The organism is Sphingobium sp. R-21 (genome assembly GCF_049913335.1).
GTDB lineage: Bacteria > Pseudomonadota > Alphaproteobacteria > Sphingomonadales > Sphingomonadaceae > Sphingobium.
The window spans coordinates 1,617,608-1,641,717 of sequence record NZ_CP184374.1 but is presented as its reverse complement, the minus strand read 5'-3'; the positions used below and the strand labels follow the sequence as shown (position 1 = coordinate 1,641,717).

The following is a 24,110-nucleotide window of genomic DNA, read 5'->3' as shown; positions in this document are numbered from 1 at the left end:
GAGACAAGGCCTTTGTTCCACAAGCGAACTGAACTGCGGATGATGGGACGGTTGTGAAATTGACAGAATCAAGGTTATAGGTGGCCGCCGACCACCATGGCCAATATCCCCCCGCACGCTCCGACGCCCTTTCCCTGGGTCGACCTCGTCATCATCCTGGCGCTGGTCGCGCTGAACGGGCTGTTCGCCATGTCGGAACTGGCGATCGTATCCGCCCGCAAGCCGCGCCTCCAGGCGATGGAGAAAGCCGGGCGACGCGGCGCGCGATCGGCGCTGGCGGCGGCGAGTGATCCCGGCAAGTTCCTTTCGACGGTGCAGATCGGCATCACCCTGATCGGCATCATCGCCGGCGCCTATTCCGGGGCCAGCCTGGGCGGCCCGACCGGCGAGCGGCTGGCGATGCTGGGCTTGTCGCCCAACGCCGCGCAGCATGTCGGCTTCGTTCTGGTGATCGGCCTCACCACCTATGCCTCGCTGATCATCGGGGAACTGGTGCCCAAGCAGTTCGCCCTGCGCGCGCCGGAGCCGATCGCGGTGCTGGTCGCCGGACCGATGCTCTGGCTGGCGAAGATCACCGCGCCCATCGTCTGGGTGCTGGACGGGTCGAGCGCGCTCATCTTCCGCATGCTGGGGCTGACCCGCGAATCGGAGAGCCAGGTGACGGCGGAGGAGCTGCACCTGATCGTGGCCGAGGCGAGCAGGTCCGGCGTGATCGAGGAAAGCGAGCGGGCGATCATTTCAGGCGTGGTGCGGCTGGCCGACCGGCCGGTTCGCGAGGTGATGACCCAGCGCATGGATGTCGACTGGATCGACATCGGGGCGGACGAGCAGGCGATTCGCGCCAAGCTGCTCGACACGCCGCACACCCGCCTACCGGTGGGCAGGGGCACGGTGGAAGACATTATCGGCGTCGTGCAGGCGCGCGACATCATGGCGGCGCTGTTCCGGGGCGAAGGGCTGAGCCTGGAAAGGCTGATGCGCAAAGTGGAAGTGGTGCCGGATCAGGTCGACGCCATGGACGCGCTGGAAGTGCTGCGCCGGGCCGAGGTGCCGATGGTCATGGTCCATGACGAATATGGGCATTTCGAGGGGATAGCCACGCCCGCCGACCTGCTGTCCGCCATTGCCGGCCATTTCGTGTCGGACCTGGACAGCGAGGACGAGCCGGACCTGGTCGAGCGGGAGGACGGCAGCCTGCTGGTGTCGGGCCAGATGCCCGTCGACCTGCTGGCGGATCGGATCGGCATCGACCTGCCGGAGGACCGGGATTATGCGACGGTCGCCGGCCATGCGCTGTGGCTGCTCAAGCGCCTGCCCGAAGTGGGCGATTTCATCGACGATCAGGGCTGGCGATTCGAGATCGTGGACATGGATGGGCGCAAGATCGACAAGCTGCTGATCGCGGAGCGATAAGCACGGCGCTGGACGTTGGGCGCGCCCGAGGGCGCTGGTATCGATGGAATTTGGCGATAGCTTGCTGGTGATCGGGCTGCACCGGGCGCAGGGCAGGGATCGTCTGACACAGAAGATGTGATTGTGGCGGAGGAAGGCCCGCCGAGCGCGACGTATCCCTGAACAGCGCGTTGGCCAGGAAGCGAATCGATCCACCACCAATGCGCGCTTCTGATGCAGCGAGGGGCGCGACCGCGATCGGCCACGCCCCTCATCCTCATGATTCCAGTGGAAAGAGTGCCGGTTCTTACTTCGCCGCGTTGGCGGCGGGCGCCTCTGCAGCATTGGCGGCAGCGTTGTCCCCTTCGGCGGCATTGTCGCCGGCGGCCGCCGGGGCCGCATCCGCGGCGGGCAGCGGCAGGTTCGAACCCTGGGTGTTGAGCCAGGCGATCAGATTGGCGCGGTCGACCGGATTGCCCAGGCCCGCGAAGGTCATCTTGGTGCCGGGCGCGAATTCACGCGGAGAGGTCAGCCAGTGATCGAGATTCTCGAAAGTCCAGTTGCCGCCCTTGCTCTTGAGCGCGTCGGAGAAGGCGAAGCCGCCCTTGCCCTGGCCGATCCCCTCGCCAACCGTGGCGTACAGGTTCGGGCCGATGCCGTTGGCGCCGCCCTGGTTCGCGGTATGGCAGGCCGCGCATTTCGCGAACACCTTCTCGCCCGCTGCCACATCGGCGCTGGCGAGCAGGGTGTTGAGGCCGGGTCCGCTGGCCGCGGCGCTTCCGCCTTCCGCTTCCACGCCTTCGATGGCGTAGCCCATTTTCTCGGGCCGTTCCTCATGGAAGAATTTGGAACTGACGATGGCACCGCCCAGCGCGATGATACCCGCGAACAAAGCCCAACCGGCAGCGGTGTTGAAACGATCGCCCATTCGCTCGGATTCCCCTGGATTTCTGTTCTGGCCGCTTGGAACGCGTCCCCTCTAGCGCGCTGCCATAATGGCGCAAGCGCGAACGCGCAAGCGGGCTTGAACGGGTTCGCGCACGCTTTTCATGGCTTTGCAGCCGGAGAGGATGCTTGCGCGGGCGGGACGAAGTGAATAAGCGCGCAGGCGTCCATGGAAAACTATCCCGCTCCCGCCCGCGATCTGGTCGCGGAACTGAACGCGAAGGCAGCCGCCGATCCTGCGCGCGCCGTCGCCTTTCAAGGTGCGCCGGGCGCCAATTCGCACCTGGCCGCTCTGGGCTATGCGCCCGATTGCGTACCCTTGCCCTGCTTCGCGTTCGAGGATGCGATCGATGCGGTCCGCAATGGCTATGCCGCGCGGGCGATCATCCCGATCGAGAACAGCCTGCATGGCCGGGTGGCCGACATGCATTTCCTGCTGCCTGAATCCGGGCTGCACATCGTCGACGAATATTTCCTGCGCGTCCGGCACTGCCTGATGGCGATCGACGACGCGCCCCTCAAAAGCGCCATCAGCCATCCGCAGGCGCTGGGCCAGTGCCGCCATTATCTGCGGGAGCGGGGCATTCAGCCGATCAGCTATGCCGATACCGCGGGCGCGGCGGCGCTGGTCGCGGAAGCCAGGGTGTCGGGCGAGGGGGCGGTCGCCCCCTATCTGGCGGCGGAGCTCTATGGCCTGCGGCTGGTGGCCGAGAATATCGAGGACAGCGACGACAATATGACCCGCTTCCTGGTGCTCGCGCGCGAGCCCGGAATGCCGGTGGCTGGCGTCGGACCGGTCATGACCACTTTCCTGTTCGAGGTGAAGAACATACCGGCCGCGCTCTACAAGGCGATGGGCGGCTTTGCGACCAACGGCGTCAATATGACGAAGCTGGAAAGCTACCAGCGCGGCGCCAGCTTCGCCGCGACCGAATTTTATTGCGACATCGAGGGGATGCCCGGCGATCCCGCCGTCGACCGGGCGCTGGCCGAGCTTGAATTCCACACCAAATGGGTCCGGATATTGGGCAGCTATCGCCAGGCGCGACCGCGCACCTGACGCGTGACTGACAGCATGGGACCGCCTATGGTCGGCCGCATGCTCGTCGCGATCCTTCTGTCCGCCCTGGCCATGAGCCTGATCGTGGGCATTCGCTATCTGTTGACGAGCGGCGCGTTCGCCTGGGCGACGCGCTATCGCAAGCCCGGCCTCTACCGGGGTCTGGACCGGCAGATCCGGCGGGAAATCGCCTGGTCGCTGGCCTCCGCCCTCATCTATGGCGTGCCCGCGGGCGTCGTCGCCTGGGGCTGGCAGGCGCATGGCTGGACGCGGGTCTATGCCGACGTCCATGCCTTTCCGCTCTGGTATCTGCCGCTCTCGGTCCTCCTTTACCTCGCCGCGCATGACGGCTGGTTCTACTGGACGCATCGATGGATGCACCGGCCCCGTCCGTTCCGGATCGCCCATGCCGTGCATCATGCCAGCCGCCCGCCGACCGCCTGGGCCGCGATGAGTTTCCATCCATGGGAGGCGGTGACCGGCGCGGTCGTGATTCCCGCGCTGGTCTTCCTGATACCGATCCATGTGGGCGCGCTGGGCGTCGTGCTGACGATCATGACGGTGATGGGCGTCAGCAATCATATGGGGTGGGAGATGTTTCCGCGCTGGATGGTGCACGGTCCGGCGGGGCGCTGGCTGATCACCGCCAGCCACCATCAGCGGCATCATGAACAATATGCGTGCAATTACGGCCTGTATTTTCGTGTATGGGACCGGCTGTGCGGGACCGACAGGGGATTGGGTCATTTTTAGGGAAAGACAGGCGTGAAGGGCAAGGCAGCATTGATGGCGGCGGTCCCGATGGCGATGGGCGCGGCGTCGGTGGATCAGGCGCAGCCGCTCAGCATGGACGTGCAGGGCCTGCGTTCCTCCAAGGGCAATTTCCTGATCTGCGTGACGCGGCAGGCGGACCATTTCCCCGATTGCCGGGGCGATCCGGACGCGCGCCAGTTCACGGTCCCCGCAACCACGGGCATCGTGCCGCTGGGGCGGATGGAGCCGGGCACCTACGCCATCGCCATCATCCATGACGAAAATGGCAATGGAAAGCTGGACACGCTGGTCGGCATCCCGCGCGAGGGGGTGGGTTTTTCCCGCAATCCGGCCATCCGTTTCGGCGCGCCCAGTTTCCGGTCGGCGCAGTTCGCCATGGCGGGGGCAGCGGTGCGGCAGGACATCAAGGTCAAATATTTCCTCTGAAAGTCGCGCTGGCGGAACGGGAATGGCGTAAAAACATTATCCTGACCGACTATATCTGCGAACAGGGTCGCCATGCATCATCGCCATCGTTTCTCCGCGGCGCTCGCCGTCGCGGCCCTCTGCCTTGCGCCTGGCGCTTTCGCCCAGGAGGAGGATCACAGCAGCCTGACGGTCGGCATGGGCGTCGCCACGGTGCCAAGCTATGAGGGGTCGGACGATTATCGCGTGCTGCCGATCCCGCAATTTCGCGGCAAGGTGAAGGATTTCGCCTTCTGGACGCGCGGGTCCGCCCTTTATGTCGACGCGATCCCGAACCGCGACACCGACGGCCTGGACGTTGAACTGGGGCCGGTGGTCAATGTCCGCTTCGACCGGTCGAGCCGCAAGAACATCAAGGATGACGCCGTGCGGCTGCTGGGAAAGCGCGATGTGGCGGTCGAGGTCGGGGGCTTTGTCGGCATCGGCAAGACCGGGGTGATCACCAGCGCCTATGACAATCTGTCCGCGCGCGTCGCCGTGACCAGGGACGTGGCGGGCGCGCATGAAAGCTATGTCATCACCCCCGCGATAGAATATATGACGCCGCTGTCGCAGACGGCCTTTGTCGGGCTGGGCGTGTCGGCCGACTATGTCGGCAGGAAATATGGCCGCTATTATTATGACATCGATCCGGCGGCGGCGGCCGCATCGGGTCTGCCCGCCTATGACGGGGCGGGCAATGGTTCGGGGTTCAAGAAGGTGAATTTCAGCCTGGCGGGCGGCAAGTCGCTGTCGGGCGATTTGCGCCATGGCTGGGCGATCTTCGCGGCGGCCAGCTATTCGCGCATCCTGGGCGACTATGCGGCCTCGCCGATCGTGTCCGTCGCGGGCTCCCGGAACCAGTGGATCGGGGCCATCGGCGTCGGCTATACCTTCTGATCTCCCTTGTTCCTATGGGGTGACGCCCCACATAAGGCGCTGTATGAGGGCGGCTTGGCAACCGCGTTGCAGCAGGAGATGAGAGAAGTGGCGACCCTTGGACTGAGCGAGGCCGACAAGGCATCGGTGGAGACTTTCCGCCGCGATGTGGTGGAGCCTTCGCGCACCAGCCTGGTGATCGTCGATTTCTGGGCCGAATGGTGCGGACCCTGCAAGCAGCTTGCGCCTGTGATCGAGAAGGTTTGCGCCGACTATGCGGCCAAGGGCGTCAAGCTGGTCAAGATCAATGTCGATGAGGACAAGTTCATCGCCGCGCAATTCCGCGTCCAGTCGATTCCCACCGTCTATGCCGTGTTCCAGGGCCAGCCCGTGGCCGACCTCAGCCAGGCGCGGACGGAAGGGCAGCTCAAGCAATATCTTGACCAGTTGCTTGGTCAGTTGCCGATCGAATCGGACGAGAAGGCGCAGTTGGAAGAGATCGCCCCGCTGATCGCCATGGGCGAGGAATTGCTGGCCGGTGGGGAAGCGGAGCGGGCGCTGTCCGTTTTCGAGCAGATTGCGCAGATGGTGCCGGACAATGCCGAGGTGGCTTCGGGCGCGGCGCGGGCGCTGGTGGCGCTGGGCCGGTTCGAGGAGGCGGAAGCGGCATTGGCGGCCCTGCCCGCCGAGGCGGCGAAGGACCAGGCGGTGGAGCGGGCACGCGCCGCCATCGCCTTGGCGCGCGATGCGAAGCCAGTGGCCGATCTTTCTGCTGTCGAGGCGAAGGTCGCTGCTGATCCCGATGATCATGAGGCGCGATTTGAGCTGGCGAACGGCCTGGTGGCCAATGGCGAGCGCGACCGGGCGGCGGAGGAACTGCTGGAGATCGTGCGGCGCGACCGGGCATGGAATGACGGCGCGGCGCGGGCGCAGCTCCTCACGCTCTTCGAGGCGACGGGGCTGGAGGATCCGTGGGTCGCGGCGCAACGGCGCAAGCTGTCCCAGATCCTCTTTTCCTGACCGGCGCGGCGTGATGGCGCGCATCTCTATATTTCCGCTGCCGGGCGCGCTGCTGTTGCCGGGCATGGACTTGCCGCTGCATATTTTCGAGCCGCGCTATCAGGCGATGATCCATGACGCCATGGCGCGGGACAGGCGCATCGGCATGATCCAGCCGCGGGAGGAGGGGGTGAAGCCCGCGCTCTTCGACGTCGGATGCCTGGGCCATATCACCCATATCGAGGCGCTGGAGGGCGGGCGGTACAATATCCTGCTGAAGGGCATTGCGCGCTTTCGGGTCGTACGGGAACTGGCCGTTCCCACCGCCTTCCGCCAGATCGAGGCGGATGTCGAGCCGGTTCCGCAAGAGGATGAAATCCTCTCCGCCGTGGAGCGGGCGGCGCTGGAGCAGGAATCGCGCCGCTTTGCCGAGACGCTGGGCTATGTGGTCGACTGGACGGCGGTGTCGCGGCTGGACGACATGGCGCTGGTGAATGGGATCGCGCAGATCGTGCCCTTCGATCCCGCGGCCAAGCAGACCCTGCTGGAGGCCGATACGCTGGGCGAGCGGGCCGACCGGATCATCCAGTTGATGCAGATCGTCGGGCGGATCGAACGCGACGGCGGAGCAACGATGCAATGAGCGCCGTGCTCGACCCGGCGCTGCTTGCGAAGCTGGTCTGCCCCGTCACGCGCACGCCGCTGCGCTGGGACGCGGAGCGGCGCGAATTGCTGTCCGAGGCGGCCGGGCTCGCCTTTCCGGTACGGGACGGCGTCCCGGTGCTGGTGGTGCGAGAGGCGCGGTCCATCAACGGGTGATGGCCGTGGCGGATGCGCCAAGGGCTGATTTTCAGGCAGCCGCTTAGAGCTGGTTTCGATCTGATTGAATCAGATTGCTGCTCTGGATTCCTTGTTTTCCGCGACGCTCTAGGACGGATCGACATTAAGATGATGACGAGCCGAAAATGGTGGTTTTTCGTGACCCGGCGCGCAGCGTACTTCCAGTAGGTGAGCACCGGAAGCACGGAAAGCCGCCATTTGCAGGCCGTCAGGGCTGAATGCCGATCCGGCCTATGCCACTCCGTCCGTATCCAGCGCATAACCCGCCGAACGCACCGTGCGGATGATGTCGTGATGGCGGCCGTCCGCGTTGATCGCCTTGCGCAATCGCCGGATGTGCACATCCACCGTGCGCAGTTCGATGTCGCTGTCCTGCCCCCAGACGCTGTCCAGCAGCCGTTCGCGCGAGAAGACCCAGCCGGGATGCTCCAGGAAATGCTTGAGCAGCCGGAACTCCGTGGGGCCGAGCGGGATCACCTGCCCGCTGCGGCGGACCTTGTGGCCGACCGTGTCCATCTCGACATCCGAGAAGGTCAGCGTCTCGCCCGCCAGCGCGGGGCGCACGCGACGCAGCACTGCGCCGACGCGTGCCACCAGTTCGCGGGGGGAAAAGGGCTTGGTCACATAATCGTCGGCGCCGGTTTCCAGGCCGCGGACGCGATCCTCCTCCTCGCCGCGTGCCGTCAGCATGATGATCGGCACGTTCGCGGTGCCGTTCATGCGGCGAAGGCGGCGGCAGACCTCGATCCCCGACAGGCTTTCCACCATCCAGTCGAGCAGCACGATGTCGGGCACATTCTCCTGCGCGAGGAGCAGCGCTTCCTCGCCGTCGACGGTGTGCGCGACTTCGAAATCCTCGCGCTTGAAATGCCAGATGAGCAGTTCGGCCAGCGCCGCGTCATCCTCCACCAGCAGCATCTTTGCGCGCGCCATGGTCAGCCCTCCGCCGCCGCGCCGCCGCGTTCGCGGTCGGGCAGGGTCTGGCCGGTCGCGGCATAATAGACCATCTCCGCCACATTGGTGGCATGGTCGCCGATCCGCTCGATATTCTTGGCGATGAACAGCAGATGCGCGCATTCGCTGATCGTCTTGGGATTTTCGACCATGAAGGTGACGAGCGTGCGGAAGACGCTGTTGTAGAAATCGTCCACCACCGTGTCGCGCTCGACCACGGCGACGGCCAGGTCCGCGTCCCGCGCGGCAAAGGCGTTCAACGCATCCTGCACCATCTCGCCCGCGACCTGGCCCATGGAAGGAAGAAGGGCGATCGGTTCCTGCGTGCGCTGGTTGGCGGAAATCAGCGGAACCCGCTTGGCGATGTTCTTGGCATAATCGCCGATCCGTTCGACCACGCCCACGATCTTGAGCGCAGCGATCACGTCGCGCAGATCGTTGGCCATGGGCGCGCGCAGGGCGATGATTTCGATGGCGAGCTTTTCGACTTCCGCCTCTATGGCGTCGATCCGCTTGTCCTCCGCGACGACTTCGGCCGCCATCACCTTGTCATGGCGCTGCAGCGCCAGCATCGCCTTTTCGATCGCGGATTCCGCGCGGCCGCCCATTTCGGCGATCAAGCCGCGCAGCTTGTCCATTTCCTGATCGAACGCCTTGATCGTATGTTCTGCCATGTCTCTTCTCTTTCCGCCTGATCAGCCGTAGCGCCCGGTGATGTAATCCTTTGTCCGTTCCTGGCGGGGATTGGTGAATATGTCCGACGTCACGCCATATTCGACCAGCTCGCCCAGGTGGAAAAAGGCGGTCCGCTGCGACACGCGGGCGGCCTGTTGCATGTTGTGCGTCACGATCACGATGGCGTAGCGGCCGCGCAATTCGTGGATCAGTTCCTCGATCTTCGCCGTCGCGATGGGGTCCAGTGCCGAGCAGGGCTCGTCCATCAGGATGACTTCCGGTTCGACGGCGATGGCGCGGCCGATGCAGAGACGCTGCTGCTGCCCGCCCGACAGCGCGGTGCCGCTGTCATGCAGGCGATCCTTCACCTCGTCCCACAGGCCGGCGCGGCGCAGCGATTTCTCGACGATCACGTCCAGGTCCGCCTTCGCATGGGCCAGGCCATGGATGCGCGGGCCATAGGCGATATTCTCATAGATCGACTTGGGGAAGGGATTGGGCTTCTGGAACACCATGCCGACGCGGGCGCGCAGTTGCACCACGTCCATGCTGGGGGCGTAGATATCCTCGCCGTCCAGCGTGATCGTGCCCTCCACCCGCGCCGAGGCGACCGTATCGTTCATGCGGTTCAGCGTCCGCAGGAAGGTCGACTTGCCGCAGCCCGACGGGCCGATGAAGGCCGTGACATTGTCCATGTCGACGTCGATCGACACGCCCTTGATCGCCTGCTTTTCGCCGTAGAAGACCTTGACGTCGCGCGCGGTCATCTTGGTTTCTGGCATTTTGGTTCCTGGCATCCTGGTTTCGGCGGCGGGGGCCGACGACTGTTGTTCATGCATCATGGCTGTCATCGCGGTCACCACCGCCTTTCGAACTTGTTGCGCAGGTAGATGGCGATACCGTTCATCGCGAGCAGGAAGACCAGCAGGACGATGATGGCGGCGGAGGTCTTTTCGACAAAGCCCTTGGAGACTTCGTCCGACCAGAGGAAGATCTGCACCGGCAGCACCGTGGCGGGGTCCGTGATCCCGCCGGGCGGCGTCGCGATGAAGGCGCGCATGCCGATCATCAGCAGCGGCGCGGTCTCGCCCAAAGCGCGGGCCATGCCGATGATGGTGCCGGTGAGGATGCCGGGCAGGGCGAGCGGCAGCACATGGTGGAACACCACCTGCACCCGCGACGCGCCGATGCCGAGCGCGGCGTCCCGGATGCTGGGCGGCACCGACTTGATGGCGTTGCGTCCCGCGATGACGATGACCGGCATGGTCATCAGCGCCAGCGTCATGCCGCCGACGAGCGCCGCAGAGCGCGGCAGGTGCAGGAAATTGAGGAAGATCGACAGGCCCAGCAGGCCGAAGATGATGGAGGGGACGGCGGCCAGATTGTTGATCGACACTTCGATGATGTCGGTCAGCCAGTTCTTGCGCGCATATTCTTCCAGATAGACGGCTGTCGCCACGCCCACCGGGAAGCTCAAGGCCAGGGTCACCAGCATGGTCAGCAGCGATCCCTTGAACGCGCCCCAGATGCCGACCTGCGTCGGATCGGTGCCGTCGCTTGCGGTCAGGAAGCCCCAGTTGACGCCGGTCGTCAGCAGGCCCGCCTTGTCGAGCCGCGCCACCGCTGCCTCCGCCTCCGGCGAACCCTTGTTCTTGGCGGCGAGATCGATGGCGGTGGCGGCGGGCAGCTTGAGCGTCACCGTTTGCGACAGGATCTTCGGATCGGCCTTGATCGCGTCGCGCAGCACGATCCAGGCGGTGGGCGAAACCCATTCCTCCGCATCCGCGCCCAGCGCCTTCTTCACGACCGCTCCCGTCACCATCGGCAGGTTCGCATTGGCGAGCGCCTGGTCGGTGATGGCATTGGGATCGAGCAGTAGCGGGGATGCGGGGAAGTCGACCTTCACCGCGATCTCCGTCCGGGTGAAGCCGCGCAGGCCATTGCCCAGCATGTTGAACAGCAGGAAGGCCAGGAACGCGGCGGAGAGCGCGACGGCGAGCAGGCCCGCCGCCTTGAAGCGGCGTTCCGACGCATAGCGCCGCGCGATCCGCCTGCGCATCGCGTCCGACTTCCAGTCGGTGGGGAGGCGTTCTGCGGTCATTATTCGTAAGCCTCGCGATATTTCTTCACGACCCGCAGGGCCACGATGTTGAGCAGCAGCGTCACGATGAACAGCACCAGCCCCAGGGCGAAAGCCGCCAGCGTCTTGGCGCTGTCGAATTCCTGGTCGCCGGTCAGAAGCTGGACGATCTGCGTCGTCACCGTCGTCACGCTGGCAAAGGGGTTCAGGGTGAGGTTGGCGGCCAGGCCCGCCGCCATCACCACGATCATGGTTTCGCCGATGGCGCGGCTGACGGCCAGCAGCACGCCGCCGACCACGCCGGGCAGGGCGGCGGGGATCAGCACGCGGCGGATCGTCTCGCTGGTGGTGGCGCCCATCGCCAGGCTGCCGTCGCGCATCGACTGCGGCACGGCGGCGATGCTGTCGTCGGCCATGGAGGAGACGAAGGGAATGATCATCACGCCCATCACCAGCCCGGCCGCCAGCGCGCTTTCCGAAGAGGCGCCGTGGATGCCGATCTTCACCGCGAAATCGCGCAGGGCAGGGGCGATGGTGAGCGCGGCGAAATAGCCGTAGACCACCGTGGGCACGCCCGCGAGCATCTCCAGCGTGGGCTTCATCCATTTGCGGACCGTCGGGCTGGCATATTGGGTGAGATAGATGGCGCTCATCAGGCCGAGCGGGATCGCGACGACCATGGCGATGATCGCGCCGATGAAGATGGTTCCCCAGAAGAGCGGCACGGCGCCGAAGGCGTCGTCATTGCCATAGCCGAGCGCCGCCGATTGCGGGCTCCATTTGGCGCCGAACAGGAAATCGACGGGGCTGACCATGGTGAAGAAGCGGAAGCTTTCCCACAGCAGTGAGGCAACGATGCCCAGCGTCGTGATGATCGCCAGCAGCGATGCGATCAGCAATGTCGCCATGACCAGCCGCTCCACCCGCGTGCGCGCCCGGAAATCGGGGCGGACGCGGGTGAAGGCATAGGCGCCGCCGGCAAAGGCCAGCACCAGCGCCAGGGCGGCACCAGCAAAGCCATATCTGCCGATGGCGTGCGCATAGGGTTCGACAAGGCCCTGCGAGAGCGGATTGAACGCCCCCGCCTGCATCCCCGTGGCGATCGCCCGCGCCTCGCCCAATATGGCGAAGCGCGAGAAATCGTCGACAGGCAGGCTCTGCGCCGCCGGGCTGCTCAGCACCTCCTGGGTGATCAGGCCGGGCGCGATATTTGCCCAGACCGCCAGGAACAGGCCGGCGGGCACCAGCGTCCAGAGCGCGACATACCAGCCGTGATAGCCCGGCAGGCTGTGCATGGCGTCGCGTCGCCCCGAAGCGCGCGCGACATTTTGCAGCCGCATGGCCCGGGCGCGGGCGCTGACCCAGGCGATGGCGCCCAGGCCAGCCAGCAGCAGAAGGATTGCAGGACCTGTCATATCACCTGTCTTATTTGAGCTGCGAACCGTCGAGCACTGGCAGCGACTTGACGGCCTGGGCGCTCGCCTTGCGCACGTCTTCGGGCGCCGCGACCATGCCGCGCTTGGTCAGCGCGCCATTGGGGTCCCAATTGGCCGCGAAGGTGTTGAGATAGGCCTGAAGGCCGGGGATCGCGGTCATGTGCGCCTTCTTCACATAGATGAAGAGCGGACGGGCGCCCGGATAGGTGCCGGTCGACACGGTCTCATAGGTCGCCTCGACGCCGTTGATGCTGACGTCCTTCAGGCTGTCCTTATTCTCTTCCAGATAGCTGAAGCCGAAGACGCCCAGCGCATTGGGGTTGGCTGCCAGCTTCTGGACGATCAGATTGTCGTTCTCTCCCGAGTCCACATATTTGCCGTCCTCGCGGATGCGGGTGCAGGTGGCCTTGAACTCGTCCTCGCTCTTCTTCTTGAGCGCTTCCATCGCCGGGTCGGTTTCGCAGCCCTTGGTCAGGATCAGTTCGGCCAGCGAATCGCGGGTGCCGCTGGTGGACGGCGGGCCGAAGACGCTGATCGGCGTGGCGGGCAGGCTGGGGTCGACATCCTTCCAGGTCTGCGCCTTGTTCGGACCCTTGCCATAGGGGTTGGCGGCCAGCGCCTCATAGACGATCTTGGGCGTCAGCTTGAAGCCCGGGCCGTTCTTCGATTCGGCAAAGGCGAGACCGTCTACGCCGACCTGGATCTCGACGATGTCCTTGACGCCATTCTTCTGGCAGTCCTCGAATTCCTTCTTCTTCATCCGGCGCGAGGCATCGGCAATGTCGGGATGCTGGGCGCCGACGCCCGCGCAGAACAGCTTCATGCCGCCGCCGGTGCCGGTCGATTCGATGATCGGCGACTTCATGCCGGGATTGCCCTGCACGAACATCTCCGCGATCGCGGTGGCGAAGGGATAGACGGTGGAGGAACCGACCGCCCGGATCTGGTCGCGGGTGCCGCCGGCGCCGCCGCCGGACTGCTGGCCGCAGCCGGAAAGAGTGAGTGCGACCGCAGCGGTCGCGGCCATCATGGCGAAATGCTTCACGGGTAATCTCCTTCGTCAAAGGCCGCGATTCGCTTCTCGCCGCCCCCCTCTGGGCATGCGCCGTAGCCGCGGTACATCGCGCCTTTGTGACAGAGCGATTGCACTTTTATGACAGTGGCGGCGGAAGCGGGTGCTGTCGCCGTCTTTTTTTGTTCAGGCCTTTGCCGCGAGGGCCTTTTCCTCCACGGCGAAGCGCGGCAGCAGGATGGAGATGGTGGTGCCCTTGCCCAGCACGCTCGCTATGTCGAGCCGGCCGCGATGCCGCTCCACGATATGCTTGACGATGGCAAGGCCAAGGCCGGTGCCGCCCACCGCCCGGCTGCGCCCCGAATCGACGCGATAGAAACGTTCGGTGAGGCGCGGCAGGTGATCGGGGCCGATGCCTTCGCCCTCGTCCGCGACGGTCAGCCGCAACAGGCCGTTCGGCCCGTCCGACAGCGACACCCGGATCGGGGAGCCCGCGCGCCCATATTTGATCGAATTGCCGATCAGATTGTGGAGCAGTTGCGAGAGCTGCGCCCGGTCGCCCTGCGCGTCGGGCAGGTCGGGTGCGATCTCCATCTCCACCTCCCGCCCGCGCGGCCCATGGCTGGTGCGGAATACGCCCACCACCTCCGCCACCAAGCCGGACAGGTCGACCGCGCCGTCGGGCAGGCGATATTTCTCCGCCTCGATGCGGGAGAGGGAGATGAGATCGTCGATCAGCCGCTGCATGCGTCGCGCTTCCCCGTCCATGATCTGGAGGAAGCGCTGCCGCGTTTCGTCGTCCTTGCCGAGATCGGGATCGCCCAGCGTCTCTATGAAGCCCAATATGCCCGCGAGAGGCGTGCGCAGTTCGTGGCTCGCATTGGCGACGAAATCGACGCGCATCTTCTCCGCTGCATGGGTGCCGCTATGGTCGGCCAAATGGACGAGCCGCCGGACATTGTCATCCTCCCCCACCGGAGCGATCCGCATCTGCCAGCGCTGCTCGCGCGTGCCCAGGCCGACCAGCTCGATCATCACCGGCTCGGCCAGCGGCGCCTGGCTGGCGAGCCGTTCGGCGGCGGCGGGATGGCGGATGGCGATGCGGGCGTCTTCCCCCTCGATATGCGCGCCCAGCAGCCGTTGCGCCGCGCGATTGGCAGCGACGATGCGGCCGCGCTCGATCAGCATCAGCGGATCGGCTATGCCTTCCAGCAGGCCGCGCGCATCGGGATGGGCGATGATGTCGGGCATCTCCGCCTGGACAGGCGAGATGGCGGGTTCGGCCCGGCCCGGCCCAGCCGCGCAGATCACGAGCACCAGCAGGGCCGCCAGCACGGGCAGGAGGATGTCGATCGGCCCCGCGCCCATCATCAAGGCGCCGCCCGTGCCGAGCAGCAGAACGGCCAGCGAGGCGGTGATCTGGGAAGCGGTCAGGCGATTCATGGTTACCATGCTGGAAATTTGACGCATTTGCTGCAAAGACGCTCGCAGTAGCCGGCAATTTTTACAATTTGGCAAGCGCGATAGCGGATCAGGATGACATGAGCGAGCCGTTGCCCCCCCAGAAGGACGCCGAGTCGCAGGACGACGGCCTTGCCGTGCCGTCGCGCCGCCAGTTGCTGATGGGCGGGGCGGTCGCGGCTTCCGCGATCATATCGATCCGGCCGGCGCTGGCGAACACGGCCGCATCGGTGCTCAACTGCACGATACCCGTTCCCGACCAGGGCAGGGCCGGCAATTATATCGCGCCCAACGGCCAGCTGGTGCCGGCGGGCACGCAGGGCGCCTTCCCCGCCGGCAAGAATTTCAGCGGGGAGCAGGTCCGCCAGGCGCTTCGCGGCGGCCGGTTGCCGGGCACCAGCTATGACCAGAATCAGGCCTATCTGAACTATATCCGCCGCCTCCAGTCGGGGACGAGCGGCTTCACCTGCTACGCATCGCTGCAAATGCCCCGCTGACGGGATCTGGTCGCATGGGATGGCGGGCGTCACGCAAAACAGCGTGTCGCGTTAGCTACTTGGCTACGCCTTTGCCGTAAGCATGGCGTGACCATTCCCATCGAAGGCCAAGTTTCGCGACCATGCCAGCCCGCTATTGCCAGGACAGCCCGGACGCCATCCTATCCTGCGCGCTGGAGGATATGGTCCTGTTCTACCACCGGCCGTCGGGCCAGACGCATATGGTGATCAGCCCGGTGCCGGAGATATTGGCGACGCTGGACGATGGCGCGGCGTTGACGGCGGGGGAGGTGCTGGGCCAGCTCGCCCGCCACTATGATCTGGGCGCGGCGGAAGAGGCGCTGCCCCTGGTCGAGATGCATCTGACGGAGCTGGCCTCGCTCGGACTGGTCCGGATCGCGTGAACCATGGCCTGACCCTGAAGATCGGCCCGGCGACCTTCCGGATCGGATCGGCCTGGCGCCAGCCGGTGGACGCGTTGGGGCGGCTCTACGCCGACTATCCCCGGCCCGCCGATGCGATCGCCGATTTCACGGTGCGGCTGGAACCGGCGGGCCCGTTCCGGCGCTGGGTCCGTCCCTCCATCTTCATCACCGGCGACCATGGGCTGGCCGACGCGGCGCCGATGAGCCTTGGCCATGGGCTGCTGGCGGCGGAAATGGGGATGAACCTGCAAATGGCGCTGGGATGGCGGCGGCACCTGCTGCTCCATGCCTCCAGCGTGGAAAAGGACGGGCGGGCACTGGTGATGACCGGGGAGTCCGGCTCGGGCAAATCGACCCTGGCCGCGCAACTGGGTGAACGCGGCTGGCGGCTGATGGGCGACGAATTCGCGCTGCTCGACCTGAAAACGGGGGCGATCCTTCCCTTTCCGCGCCTCGTCTCGCTCAAGAACCGCGCGATCGATGTCCTCGCGGCGGAAGCGCCGCCGGAGCGGATGGGGCCTATGCTGGCCGGCACGGCCAAGGGGGATATTCGCCACCTCGTTCCTCGCCGCGACGCGATCGGGCGCATGGGGGAGGGCGCGCAGCCCGCCATGCTGCTGTTCCCGCGCTTTGGCCATGAAGCGGATGTGCGGTCGGTCGGTCAGGGGGAGGTCTTCATGCGGCTGACCCAGGCATCCACCAACTATGTCGCCCTGGGCGAGCCGGGTTTCGCGGCATTGAGTGGTTTCGTCCGCAATGTCCCCGCGCGCGCCATCGACTTTCCGTCGGGCGAAGAGGCCATCGCCCTTGTCGAGCGGCTTTGGGAGGAACTGGCATGAGCGCCCGGCTGCTGGCGCGGGCATTGCGCGACCCTGACGGGGTGACGGCGCTGGATGCGGCCGGGTGGAACGCCCTGGTCGCGATGGCCAGGGCAGAGCGGCTGATCGGCACGCTCGCCCTGCGGATCGGCGATCGGCCCGTGCCCCCGGCGGTGCGCGCCATATTGGCGGACGCCCGGCTGGATGCGGAGCGCGAAGGCCGGCAGGCATTGTGGGAGGCGGATCGCGCGGCGGAGGCGCTTGCCGGACTGGACCTGCCCGTCGTGCTGCTCAAGGGCACGGCCTATGCGGCGGCTGGGCTGCGCGCCGGGCAGGGGCGCTTCATCGGCGATCTCGACATATTGGTGCCGCGCGACGCCATGGATCGGGTGGAACAGGCGCTGATCGGCGCGGGATGGGAATGGGTCAAGGACGACCCCTATGACGATGCCTATTACCGGCAATGGATGCATGAACTGCCGCCGATGATCCATGCGGCGCGGGACCGGATGATCGACGTGCATCATACCGTCCTGCCCCTGACGGCGCGGCCGACGCCCGACGCGGCGGCGATGATCGCGCAGGCGGTTTCCATTACCAACGAGTTATCCATTCTGTCCGCCGAGGACCGGGTCTGTCACGCGGCGGCGCATCTGTTGGCCGATGGCGACCTGGCCGGGGGACTTCGCAACCTCTGGGACATATATTGCCTGCTCGACGGCCTCGACGAAGCGGCGCTGGAGGCGCGGGCGGCGCGGCATGGCCTGCTGCCCCATGTGCGGCAGGCGCGGCGCATGGCCATGGCGCTCTATGGCGAAGGGGCGCGGCTCACGCTCTGGGACCGTGTCGTCATGGCCCGGCTGCTGGCGCGCGACGGGTGGGGCCGGGAAAGGCGAAAGCTGCTGCGTTTCGCCTTCTATCTGCGGTCTCATTGGCTCAGGATGCCACCCGCCATGCTGGCGCGGCACCTGTTCACCAAATGGCGCAAGGGGCATCGGCCGGCTTAATATGGGTATGCGCAAGATTTTTGCGTCCGCGAGGAAATGCCCTATACTGCCGCTTCGATGCCAGGACTCAGGACACGCATGAAATCCAATTTCTTCCGGGGCGCCGTCGCCCTTGGCGCGCTCGCGCTCATCCCTGCCACCACCGCGGCGCTCGCCGATGGGGAGGCAAGCAGCTACAAGGCGCTCGACGAGTTCATGGACGTGTTCCAGAAGGTCCGCAGCGATTATGTCGAGAAGGTCGACGATGAAAAGCTGATCAAGGGCGCGATCGACGGCATGCTTGCCAGCCTGGATCCGCATTCCAGCTTCCTCGACGCGCGCGATTTCCAGAATCTGAAGACCCAGACGGAGGGCAGCTATGGCGGCCTTGGCCTTTCCGTCACGCAGGAGGACGGCGCGGTCAAGGTGATCGCGCCGACGCAGGATACCCCGGCCTGGCGCGCGGGGATCAAGGCGGGCGACTATATCACCCATCTCGACGGGCAGCTCATCTATGGCGGCACGCTGGACGAGGCGGTCGACAAGATGCGCGGCGCGCCGGGCACGCAGATCAAGCTGACCATCGTCCGCCCTGGTCGCGACAAGCCGATCGACCTTACCCTGACGCGTGAGATCATCCAGCTGAAGCCCGTGAAATGGGAAGTGAAGAACGGCATCGGCGTCATCAACATCGTCAGCTTCTCGGCCAATACAGGCGCCGACGTTCGCCAGGCGATCCGCAGCATCGACAAGAGCCTGGGCCATAGGCCCACCGGCTATATCCTTGACCTGCGCTCCAATCCGGGCGGGCTGCTGGACGAAGCGGTGTCGGTCAGCGACACCTTCCTGGAACGGGGCGAGATCGTGTCGCAGCGCGGCCGCAACAAGGGCGATGTCGAGCGCTATTATGCCAAGCCGGGCGACGATGCGAAGGGCCTGCCGGTGATCGTGCTGGTGGACGCGGGCTCCGCCTCCGCATCGGAAATCGTCGCGGGCGCCCTTCAGGACCAGCATCGTGCGCTGGTGATGGGCGAGCGCAGCTTCGGCAAGGGCAGCGTCCAGACCATGCTGCCGCTCAGCAGCACCACCGCGCTCAAGCTCACCACCGCACGCTATTACACGCCCTCCGGCCGTTCCGTGCAGGAAGGCGGGATCGAGCCGGACGTCAAGGTGCCGCAGCTGAGCGATCCCGATTACAAGAACCGGCCGAAATTCCGCGAAAGCGACCTGCGCCGCCATCTGATCAACGAGATCAAGACCGACAATGCGGCGCTGGAGGAGGACGGCAAGGAGGATCCGCGCTTCGCCGCCACGGCCGAGGAGTTGAAGAAGAAGGGGATCGACGATTTCCAGCTCGACTATGCGCTGAAGACGCTGGCACGGCTGGCGGCAAAGCCGGGGGCGGCCGTCGCCCAGGCAGCGCCCGCCCGCAAGCCGGCGACGCGCTGATAGCGAAAACCGACCTGCTCCTGCCTTTGCAGGAGCAGGTCGGATGAAGCCGATGCGTCACGCCGCTTCACCTCACAGGTTCCCCGCCACAAGTTCAGCATGACGAAAGGCGCGAGACGGTTTAAGCGGGCGATATGAAATCACTGCCCCTTGCCCGCGCGCTGGCGCTGATCTTTCCCCTGGCCATGCTGGGCGGCGCCTACGCCTTTCAGTTCCTTGGCGGCCTGCACCCCTGCGAGATGTGCTGGTGGCAGCGTTACGCCCATTTCGCCGCGATTCCGCTGGCGCTGATCGCCTATGCGCTGCGCGGCCGGGCTTGCTTCAGCGCGCTGTTCACTGGCCTCGCCGGCCTTGCCATCGGCATAAGCGGCGGCATCGGCCTGTTCCATGCCGGGGTGGAATATGGCTGGTGGCAGGGCCTGACCGCCTGCTCGACCAGCCCGACCGCCGGCAATCCCGCGGATATCCTCAACCAGATCATGGCGACGCCGATCACCCGATGCGATGTGGCGGCCTGGAGCCTGTTCGGCATTTCGATGGCGGGCTATAACGGCCTCTTGTCGGGGGCGGCGGCGCTCCTCATCTTGGCATTGCTGCTTGGGAAAGGGAGCAAGGCATGAGCGCAAAGGACTTTCCACGCCCCGGTCGCCGCGTGACCGATGCGGAGCGCGCCTCCATGCTGCGCGTCGACCAGGCGGGGGAATTTGGCGCGACGCGCATCTATGCCGGGCAACTGGCCGTCATGGGCGACCGGCATCCCGATTCCCGACTGATCGCCGGCATGGCCGCGCAGGAGGAGCGGCACCGCAAGCATTTCGACGCGATGATCGCGCGCCGGGGCGGCCGGCCGACGGCGCTCCAGCCGATCTGGAATGTGGCGGGCTTCGCGCTGGGCGCGGTAACGGCCGCCATCGGCCCGCGCGCCGCCATGGCCTGCACCGCGGCGATCGAGACGGAGATCGACCGCCACTATGCCGAACAGCTCGAGCAATTGGGGCAGGACGATCCGGAACTCTCCACTGCCATCGCGGATTTCCAGGCGGAGGAGGTCGAGCATCGCGATGCCGCCATCGCCCATGGCGCGGAGCAGGCCCCGGCCTACCCCTTGTTGTCCGGCGCCATCAGACTGGGCTGTCGCGCTGCCATCGCCCTTTCGAAGCGCATCTGAGGAGAAGCATGATGAAGACCAGCCTGATCGCCGCCATGCTTTTGCTGGGCGCAGCCTCCCCCGTGCTGGCACAGCAGGGGCCGACTTTGCCGAAGGAGGAGGCGCCTGCCGCGCAAACCGGGTCGGAACGCGTCAATCTGGTCATCGTCTATGGCGATGACCCCTGCCCGCAAAGCCAGGGCAGCGACATCGTCGTCTGCGCCCGCAAGGGCGAGGAAGAGCGCTACCGCATTCCAGAGCCGTTGCGCGGCGACCCCAACCAGCCGAGCCACCAGGCCTGGGGCGAGCGGGTGAGATCGATGGAATATGTCGGCCGCAGCGGCACCGAAAGCTGCTCGCCGGTGGGCGGCGGCGGCGCCACGGGCTGCTTCGCGCAACTGGCGCGGCTCGCCAAGGCGGAACGGCAGGCGGCGGACAGCGCAGGCTGGAAGGATCTGGTCGCGGCGGAACGCGCCCGGCGCCTCTCTACCATCGACGCGGACAGCAAGGCGATCGAGGCGCGGGCTGTTGCCGAGGAAAGGACGCAGGCTGCCCAGCAACAGCAGCAAGGCGGGGCGGCAGGCGCGCAACAGGGAACGCCGCCGCAGCAGTGACGGCAAGGGCCGGTCGCCGGCGTCTTGAAAATAAGGCCGTCGGCAACCGGACAATCCGGACGGCGGGACAGGGGACGAAGAAGGAATATGGATCGATGCGTCTCTTCCCCGCCCTTTCCCTGGCCGCCGTCGCGCTGGTTCCGCTGACTTTCGGGGGCGCGGCCCGTGCCGAGCCGCCGCAAAAGATCTTCAACCTGGTCGTCTATGGCGATGATCCCTGTCCCAAGGGCGAGGGCGACGAGATCATCGTCTGCGCTCGCAAGCCGGAAGCCGAACGATACCGCATTCCCAAGAAGCTGCGCGAAAAGCCGGAGCCGGCGGGCGGACCGGGCTGGGGCAGCCAGGTCGCCACGATGGAGGAGGTGCAGCGGCAGACCCTGCCGGGCAGTTGCTCCGCCATCGGCAGCAACGGCTTTACAGGCTGCACCGCCAAGATGCTGGAACAATGGTTCGCTGAACGGCGGATGCAGGAATCGAAGGGCGAACCCTGAGACTCTGGTTTCCGCCGGCATAAAAGGGCCGGTCCTTTCGAGACCGGCCCTTCCCTTCGTGACGCTTCAGAACTTGAAGTCGAGCCGCGCGTAATAATAGCCGCCCGACGTGCCATAGGGACCATGTCCAAAATAGGCGTTATAGGCGCCGGCACCGTTGATGAAGGGCGAAACGCCCGCACCCGGCGTGACGCCCTGCATCATCGCGGGCACCTCTGGCCGCTTGTTGAACAGGTTGTTCGCGCCGACCGAGAAGGTGACGGCGTCGGTGAAGTCGTAGCTCGCCTCCAGGTCGGTGAGCGCCGTCGCCTTGACCACGCCGTTGAAGTAGAGCTGGTTGGCGTTGACCCCGTTCACGATGGCGCCGTCCGCGATCAGGAACCCGCCGCTGGGAATGAACCCGCCAGCGGGCGTGAAGGCCGGGCGGACGAGCACGCTGGTCTTGCCGTAGAAGGTTTCACGCAGGTTGAGCGAGAATTTCCCGCTCTTGAACAAGGCGCCGGCCACGATCTTGTAGTCCGGGTTGGAGCGTTCGATATTGCTTTCCGACGCCGCGTTGAAGATCGGATAGCCGACCTTGTTGTTGGTGATCTTCGTCTTGTTGTAGTTCGCCGTCAGCGACAGGTTCAGCGTGCCGAAGTCCAGCGCGACGGGGTAGGCGGCGGAGAAGTCGATGCCCCAGGTGCGGGTATCGATGCCGTTGGTGAAGCTGGACACGCCGATCGTGCCGCTGGTGAACAGCGCGCTGTCGAGGACGATGCCCGCCGCGTTCAGGGCGTTCAGGATATCGGCGCCGCCCGGCTGGGCAACGCCGTTCAGGACGGCGTTGCGGGCCGCCGTGCCGGTGATGCGATCCTTGATCTTGATGATGTAGCCGTCGACCGTGATCGCGAGCTTGGGCACCGGCCGCAGCACGACGCCGGCCGAGAAGTTCTTTGATTTTTCAGGCTTCAGCGCGTTGAAACCCAGCAGCGCCGCGGCGGGCGTGCCGGCGGGAAGCTGCGCGACGGCGCTGGTCGGGCCGACGTTGATCGTCGAATATTTCTGCTCCGCCAGCGTCGGGGCACGGAAACCGGTGCTGACGGTGCCGCGCAGCGCGAAGGCGGGGCTGAAGTCGTAGCGCGTGGTGATCTTGCCGATGGTGGTGTTGCCGAAGTCGGTATAATCCTCGTAACGGCCGGCAAGGTCGACGGACCAATGTTCCACCGGCTCCGCGATCAGGTTGATATAGCCGGCCTTCGAACTGCGGTGGAACTTGCCCGCGTCGGTCGCCTTGTAGCCGGGGAAGGATTGAACGCCGGTCCTGTAGGTCGAATAATAGTCGCCTGCGACGATCTCATAGGTGTCCCGGCGATATTCGCCGCCGAAGGCGAAGGTGAGGGGGCTGGCCAGCCCGACCTCATATTCCTTGCGGATGTCGGCGGTGACGGTGGTCTGACTCAGGCGGAAGCCGCCGTCATAGGCCTTGTCTACCGTGTTCGGCTTGCCGATGCCCTGTAGCGATGCGGCATAGCTTTCCTGCCAGACTTCGCGATGGGCGGACGCTTCGGTCCAGATGTCGTCCTTCTGGTGGCCATAGGTGGTGCTGAGGTCATAGTTCCAGCCCGACACCTCGCCCTTGGCGCCGACGGTGAAGCTGTATTCGTCCTCGATCACATGCTGAAGCGGGACCATGCCCCAGATGCCGGTATCGCCATAGCAGATGCTGGGATCATAGGCCGCGGGCGTGATGCCACCGCCCAGATTGCCGGTTTCGTAGCAGATGCGCTTGGGATGACGGTAGCCCTGCTTGGCATAGCCGATGCGGCGGGCATAATCGCCGAAGCTGTAGAGTTCGACGCCGCCGAAATCATAGCCCATATTGTAGAAGGCTTCGGTCAGATAGGTCTTGGGCTGGCCGCCGTTGATCCCCGACAGCGCGTCGCCCGCCAGGTTCGACCATTGGGCGGGCGTGTTGGATTGCAGCGTGCCGTCCGGCCGGGTGATCTGCACCTGTCCGGTGCCGACGGTGGTGTAGTCCTGGCGGCGGTGGAACAGGCTGAGGTTGAAGAAGCCGTCTTCGCCCAGCTTGAAACCCATATTGCCGGAAACGGAGAACAACTCGCCCTCGCTGTCATAATATTGGCCGCCGGTTACCTTGAAGCTGCCGCCTTCGTTGTTGTCCTTGAGGATGAAGTTGATGACGCCGGCGATCGCGTCCGTGCCGTAGACGGCCGCCGCGCCTTCCTGGAACACCTCGACGCGGGCGATGGCGTCCGGCGGGATCAGGTCGATGCTGGGCGCGGCCGAACCCTGGAACGCGCCGGAGATCACCTGGAGGATGCCGTTGCCGTGGCGGCGCTTGCCGTTGACCAGCACCAGCGTGTGGTTGGGGCTGAGGCCGCGCAGCCGGGCAGACAGCGAGAAGCTGGAAAGGTCGGTGCCCTGCGTCTGGGCGGTGAAGCTCGGCACGATCTGGGTCAGCACCTGGTTGAGGTTGGGCTGGCCGACATGGCTGATCGCTTCCTCGCTCAGCACCTGGATCGGCGCGGCGCTTTCGGCGGCCTGCATGCCCACGGCGCGCGTGCCGGTCACTATGATGGCGGCGCCTTCATCGGCCTGCGCTGTCTGTGCCTCCTGCGCCATCGCGCAGGCCGACCATGACGAGGCCAGCACCAATGAAAGGCGAAGAGCGGATATTCCTGTCATCTAATGCCCCCTGTTTGCACTTGTTCATGACAGGGGGTTCAACG

The 24,110-nt window shown here is 65.7% G+C and carries 26 protein-coding genes; 17 read left to right on the top strand and 9 right to left on the bottom strand.

The window, feature by feature from the left end; genetic code table 11:
• The first annotated feature begins 96 nt into the window (after positions 1-96).
• Positions 97-1,413, top strand: a complete 1,317-nt coding sequence (locus ACN9MX_RS07780; RefSeq protein ID WP_363739051.1) for a hemolysin family protein — start codon at positions 97-99, stop codon at positions 1,411-1,413.
• Between the two features lie 286 nt (positions 1,414-1,699).
• Here ACN9MX_RS07780 and ACN9MX_RS07775 read toward each other — a convergent pair whose 3' ends face one another.
• The gene (locus ACN9MX_RS07775) at positions 1,700-2,320 is read right to left on the bottom strand and encodes a c-type cytochrome (protein WP_426386581.1); all 621 of its coding nucleotides are present in this window, start codon (positions 2,318-2,320) and stop codon (positions 1,700-1,702) included.
• Between the two features lie 186 nt (positions 2,321-2,506).
• Between ACN9MX_RS07775 and ACN9MX_RS07770 the strand changes: the two genes are divergently transcribed.
• The 7 genes from ACN9MX_RS07770 (at position 2,507) to ACN9MX_RS07740 (ending at position 7,312) form a co-directional block, all read left to right on the top strand.
• On the top strand, positions 2,507-3,397 hold the full coding sequence (locus ACN9MX_RS07770; RefSeq protein WP_363739055.1) for a prephenate dehydratase: 891 nt from the start codon (positions 2,507-2,509) through the stop codon (positions 3,395-3,397).
• Between the two features lie 39 nt (positions 3,398-3,436).
• Positions 3,437-4,150 (top strand): sterol desaturase family protein, encoded by a 714-nt coding sequence (locus ACN9MX_RS07765; RefSeq protein WP_426387495.1) that lies wholly within the window; start codon positions 3,437-3,439, stop codon positions 4,148-4,150.
• Between the two features lie 33 nt (positions 4,151-4,183).
• Complete coding sequence (locus ACN9MX_RS07760) at positions 4,184-4,597, top strand: DUF2141 domain-containing protein (RefSeq protein WP_426387494.1); 414 nt, start codon at positions 4,184-4,186, stop codon at positions 4,595-4,597.
• 72 nt (positions 4,598-4,669) lie between these two features.
• Entirely contained in the window at positions 4,670-5,515 is an 846-nt protein-coding gene (locus tag ACN9MX_RS07755; protein WP_426386580.1) for a MipA/OmpV family protein, read from the top strand.
• Between the two features lie 87 nt (positions 5,516-5,602).
• Complete coding sequence (locus tag ACN9MX_RS07750; RefSeq protein ID WP_363739263.1) at positions 5,603-6,514, top strand: tetratricopeptide repeat protein; 912 nt, start codon at positions 5,603-5,605, stop codon at positions 6,512-6,514.
• Positions 6,515-6,527: 13 nt separating this feature from the next.
• Entirely contained in the window at positions 6,528-7,136 is a 609-nt protein-coding gene (locus ACN9MX_RS07745) for an LON peptidase substrate-binding domain-containing protein (RefSeq protein WP_426386579.1), read from the top strand.
• Positions 7,133-7,312 carry a Trm112 family protein gene (locus tag ACN9MX_RS07740; RefSeq protein WP_426386578.1) on the top strand — a complete coding sequence of 60 codons (180 nt, stop codon included), beginning with the start codon at positions 7,133-7,135 and terminating at the stop codon, positions 7,310-7,312. Before ACN9MX_RS07745 ends, ACN9MX_RS07740 begins: the two co-directional genes overlap by 4 nt.
• A 252-nt stretch (positions 7,313-7,564) precedes the next feature.
• Here ACN9MX_RS07740 and phoB read toward each other — a convergent pair whose 3' ends face one another.
• The 7 genes from phoB to ACN9MX_RS07705 form a co-directional block, all read right to left on the bottom strand.
• A complete protein-coding gene (gene phoB, locus ACN9MX_RS07735; RefSeq protein ID WP_363739065.1) occupies positions 7,565-8,266 on the bottom strand; it encodes a phosphate regulon transcriptional regulator PhoB in 702 nt (233 codons plus the stop codon).
• Between the two features lie 2 nt (positions 8,267-8,268).
• Complete coding sequence (gene phoU / locus ACN9MX_RS07730; RefSeq protein ID WP_363739067.1) at positions 8,269-8,961, bottom strand: phosphate signaling complex protein PhoU; 693 nt, start codon at positions 8,959-8,961, stop codon at positions 8,269-8,271.
• 21 nt (positions 8,962-8,982) lie between these two features.
• The gene (gene pstB, locus ACN9MX_RS07725; RefSeq protein WP_426386577.1) at positions 8,983-9,759 is read right to left on the bottom strand and encodes a phosphate ABC transporter ATP-binding protein PstB; all 777 of its coding nucleotides are present in this window, start codon (positions 9,757-9,759) and stop codon (positions 8,983-8,985) included.
• Between the two features lie 59 nt (positions 9,760-9,818).
• Positions 9,819-11,063 carry a phosphate ABC transporter permease PstA gene (gene pstA / locus ACN9MX_RS07720; RefSeq protein ID WP_363756600.1) on the bottom strand — a complete coding sequence of 415 codons (1,245 nt, stop codon included), beginning with the start codon at positions 11,061-11,063 and terminating at the stop codon, positions 9,819-9,821.
• Positions 11,063-12,457, bottom strand: a complete 1,395-nt coding sequence (pstC, locus tag ACN9MX_RS07715; protein WP_426386576.1) for a phosphate ABC transporter permease subunit PstC — start codon at positions 12,455-12,457, stop codon at positions 11,063-11,065. Before pstC ends, pstA begins: the two co-directional genes overlap by 1 nt.
• Positions 12,458-12,467: 10 nt before the next feature.
• Positions 12,468-13,523 carry a substrate-binding domain-containing protein gene (locus ACN9MX_RS07710; RefSeq protein ID WP_426386575.1) on the bottom strand — a complete coding sequence of 352 codons (1,056 nt, stop codon included), beginning with the start codon at positions 13,521-13,523 and terminating at the stop codon, positions 12,468-12,470.
• A 153-nt stretch (positions 13,524-13,676) separates the two neighbouring features.
• Positions 13,677-14,933: an ATP-binding protein gene (locus ACN9MX_RS07705; RefSeq protein WP_426386574.1), complete on the bottom strand. Its 1,257-nt coding sequence runs from the start codon at positions 14,931-14,933 to the stop codon at positions 13,677-13,679.
• 98 nt (positions 14,934-15,031) lie between these two features.
• On the opposite strand from ACN9MX_RS07705, the gene ACN9MX_RS07700 reads away from it, so the two are divergent.
• The 9 genes from ACN9MX_RS07700 to ACN9MX_RS07660 all read left to right on the top strand — a co-directional run bounded on the left by ACN9MX_RS07700 (position 15,032) and on the right by ACN9MX_RS07660 (position 21,378).
• On the top strand, positions 15,032-15,448 hold the full coding sequence (locus ACN9MX_RS07700) for a hypothetical protein (RefSeq protein WP_133653633.1): 417 nt from the start codon (positions 15,032-15,034) through the stop codon (positions 15,446-15,448).
• Positions 15,449-15,570: 122 nt separating this feature from the next.
• Positions 15,571-15,852 carry an HPr-rel-A system PqqD family peptide chaperone gene (locus tag ACN9MX_RS07695; RefSeq protein ID WP_426386573.1) on the top strand — a complete coding sequence of 94 codons (282 nt, stop codon included), beginning with the start codon at positions 15,571-15,573 and terminating at the stop codon, positions 15,850-15,852.
• Complete coding sequence (locus ACN9MX_RS07690; RefSeq protein WP_426386572.1) at positions 15,849-16,712, top strand: HprK-related kinase A; 864 nt, start codon at positions 15,849-15,851, stop codon at positions 16,710-16,712. The genes ACN9MX_RS07695 and ACN9MX_RS07690 overlap by 4 nt, the downstream gene beginning before the upstream one ends.
• Entirely contained in the window at positions 16,709-17,698 is a 990-nt protein-coding gene (locus ACN9MX_RS07685; protein WP_426386571.1) for a nucleotidyltransferase domain-containing protein, read from the top strand. The genes ACN9MX_RS07690 and ACN9MX_RS07685 overlap by 4 nt, the downstream gene beginning before the upstream one ends.
• Positions 17,699-17,776: 78 nt before the next feature.
• The gene (locus ACN9MX_RS07680; protein WP_363739085.1) at positions 17,777-19,126 is read left to right on the top strand and encodes a S41 family peptidase; all 1,350 of its coding nucleotides are present in this window, start codon (positions 17,777-17,779) and stop codon (positions 19,124-19,126) included.
• A gap of 134 nt (positions 19,127-19,260) precedes the next feature.
• On the top strand, positions 19,261-19,746 hold the full coding sequence (locus ACN9MX_RS07675) for a disulfide bond formation protein B (RefSeq protein ID WP_363739087.1): 486 nt from the start codon (positions 19,261-19,263) through the stop codon (positions 19,744-19,746).
• Positions 19,743-20,294 carry a demethoxyubiquinone hydroxylase family protein gene (locus ACN9MX_RS07670; RefSeq protein ID WP_363739088.1) on the top strand — a complete coding sequence of 184 codons (552 nt, stop codon included), beginning with the start codon at positions 19,743-19,745 and terminating at the stop codon, positions 20,292-20,294. Before ACN9MX_RS07675 ends, ACN9MX_RS07670 begins: the two co-directional genes overlap by 4 nt.
• Positions 20,295-20,302: 8 nt before the next feature.
• Positions 20,303-20,887 (top strand): hypothetical protein, encoded by a 585-nt coding sequence (locus tag ACN9MX_RS07665; RefSeq protein ID WP_363739090.1) that lies wholly within the window; start codon positions 20,303-20,305, stop codon positions 20,885-20,887.
• Between the two features lie 95 nt (positions 20,888-20,982).
• A complete protein-coding gene (locus tag ACN9MX_RS07660; RefSeq protein ID WP_363739092.1) occupies positions 20,983-21,378 on the top strand; it encodes a hypothetical protein in 396 nt (131 codons plus the stop codon).
• A gap of 66 nt (positions 21,379-21,444) precedes the next feature.
• Here ACN9MX_RS07660 and ACN9MX_RS07655 read toward each other — a convergent pair whose 3' ends face one another.
• Positions 21,445-24,066, bottom strand: coding sequence for a TonB-dependent receptor plug domain-containing protein (locus ACN9MX_RS07655; protein ID WP_426386570.1), 2,622 nt, complete (start codon positions 24,064-24,066; stop codon positions 21,445-21,447).
• Positions 24,067-24,110: the final 44 nt, after the last annotated feature.

Bases quoted from the DNA above. Each gene is read 5' to 3' on its own strand.
- pstB (WP_426386577.1), bottom strand. From the start codon at position 9,759: ATGCCAGGAACCAAAATGCCAGAAACCAAGATGACCGCGCGCGACGTC.
- pstC (WP_426386576.1), bottom strand. From the start codon at position 12,457: ATGACAGGTCCTGCAATCCTTCTGCTGCTGGCTGGCCTGGGCGCCATC.
- ACN9MX_RS07740 (WP_426386578.1), top strand. From the start codon at position 7,133: ATGAGCGCCGTGCTCGACCCGGCGCTGCTTGCGAAGCTGGTCTGCCCC.
- ACN9MX_RS07675 (WP_363739087.1), top strand. From the start codon at position 19,261: ATGAAATCACTGCCCCTTGCCCGCGCGCTGGCGCTGATCTTTCCCCTG.
- ACN9MX_RS07705 (WP_426386574.1), bottom strand. From the start codon at position 14,933: ATGAATCGCCTGACCGCTTCCCAGATCACCGCCTCGCTGGCCGTTCTG.
- ACN9MX_RS07770 (WP_363739055.1), top strand. From the start codon at position 2,507: ATGGAAAACTATCCCGCTCCCGCCCGCGATCTGGTCGCGGAACTGAAC.
- ACN9MX_RS07700 (WP_133653633.1), top strand. From the start codon at position 15,032: ATGAGCGAGCCGTTGCCCCCCCAGAAGGACGCCGAGTCGCAGGACGAC.
- pstA (WP_363756600.1), bottom strand. From the start codon at position 11,063: ATGACCGCAGAACGCCTCCCCACCGACTGGAAGTCGGACGCGATGCGC.
- ACN9MX_RS07780 (WP_363739051.1), top strand. From the start codon at position 97: ATGGCCAATATCCCCCCGCACGCTCCGACGCCCTTTCCCTGGGTCGAC.
- ACN9MX_RS07680 (WP_363739085.1), top strand. From the start codon at position 17,777: ATGAAATCCAATTTCTTCCGGGGCGCCGTCGCCCTTGGCGCGCTCGCG.
- ACN9MX_RS07695 (WP_426386573.1), top strand. From the start codon at position 15,571: ATGCCAGCCCGCTATTGCCAGGACAGCCCGGACGCCATCCTATCCTGC.
- phoU (WP_363739067.1), bottom strand. From the start codon at position 8,961: ATGGCAGAACATACGATCAAGGCGTTCGATCAGGAAATGGACAAGCTG.
- ACN9MX_RS07775 (WP_426386581.1), bottom strand. From the start codon at position 2,320: ATGGGCGATCGTTTCAACACCGCTGCCGGTTGGGCTTTGTTCGCGGGT.
- ACN9MX_RS07670 (WP_363739088.1), top strand. From the start codon at position 19,743: ATGAGCGCAAAGGACTTTCCACGCCCCGGTCGCCGCGTGACCGATGCG.
- ACN9MX_RS07660 (WP_363739092.1), top strand. From the start codon at position 20,983: ATGCGTCTCTTCCCCGCCCTTTCCCTGGCCGCCGTCGCGCTGGTTCCG.
- ACN9MX_RS07755 (WP_426386580.1), top strand. From the start codon at position 4,670: ATGCATCATCGCCATCGTTTCTCCGCGGCGCTCGCCGTCGCGGCCCTC.
- ACN9MX_RS07765 (WP_426387495.1), top strand. From the start codon at position 3,437: ATGCTCGTCGCGATCCTTCTGTCCGCCCTGGCCATGAGCCTGATCGTG.
- ACN9MX_RS07745 (WP_426386579.1), top strand. From the start codon at position 6,528: ATGGCGCGCATCTCTATATTTCCGCTGCCGGGCGCGCTGCTGTTGCCG.
- phoB (WP_363739065.1), bottom strand. From the start codon at position 8,266: ATGGCGCGCGCAAAGATGCTGCTGGTGGAGGATGACGCGGCGCTGGCC.
- ACN9MX_RS07760 (WP_426387494.1), top strand. From the start codon at position 4,184: ATGGCGGCGGTCCCGATGGCGATGGGCGCGGCGTCGGTGGATCAGGCG.
- ACN9MX_RS07655 (WP_426386570.1), bottom strand. From the start codon at position 24,066: ATGACAGGAATATCCGCTCTTCGCCTTTCATTGGTGCTGGCCTCGTCA.
- ACN9MX_RS07685 (WP_426386571.1), top strand. From the start codon at position 16,709: ATGAGCGCCCGGCTGCTGGCGCGGGCATTGCGCGACCCTGACGGGGTG.
- ACN9MX_RS07665 (WP_363739090.1), top strand. From the start codon at position 20,303: ATGATGAAGACCAGCCTGATCGCCGCCATGCTTTTGCTGGGCGCAGCC.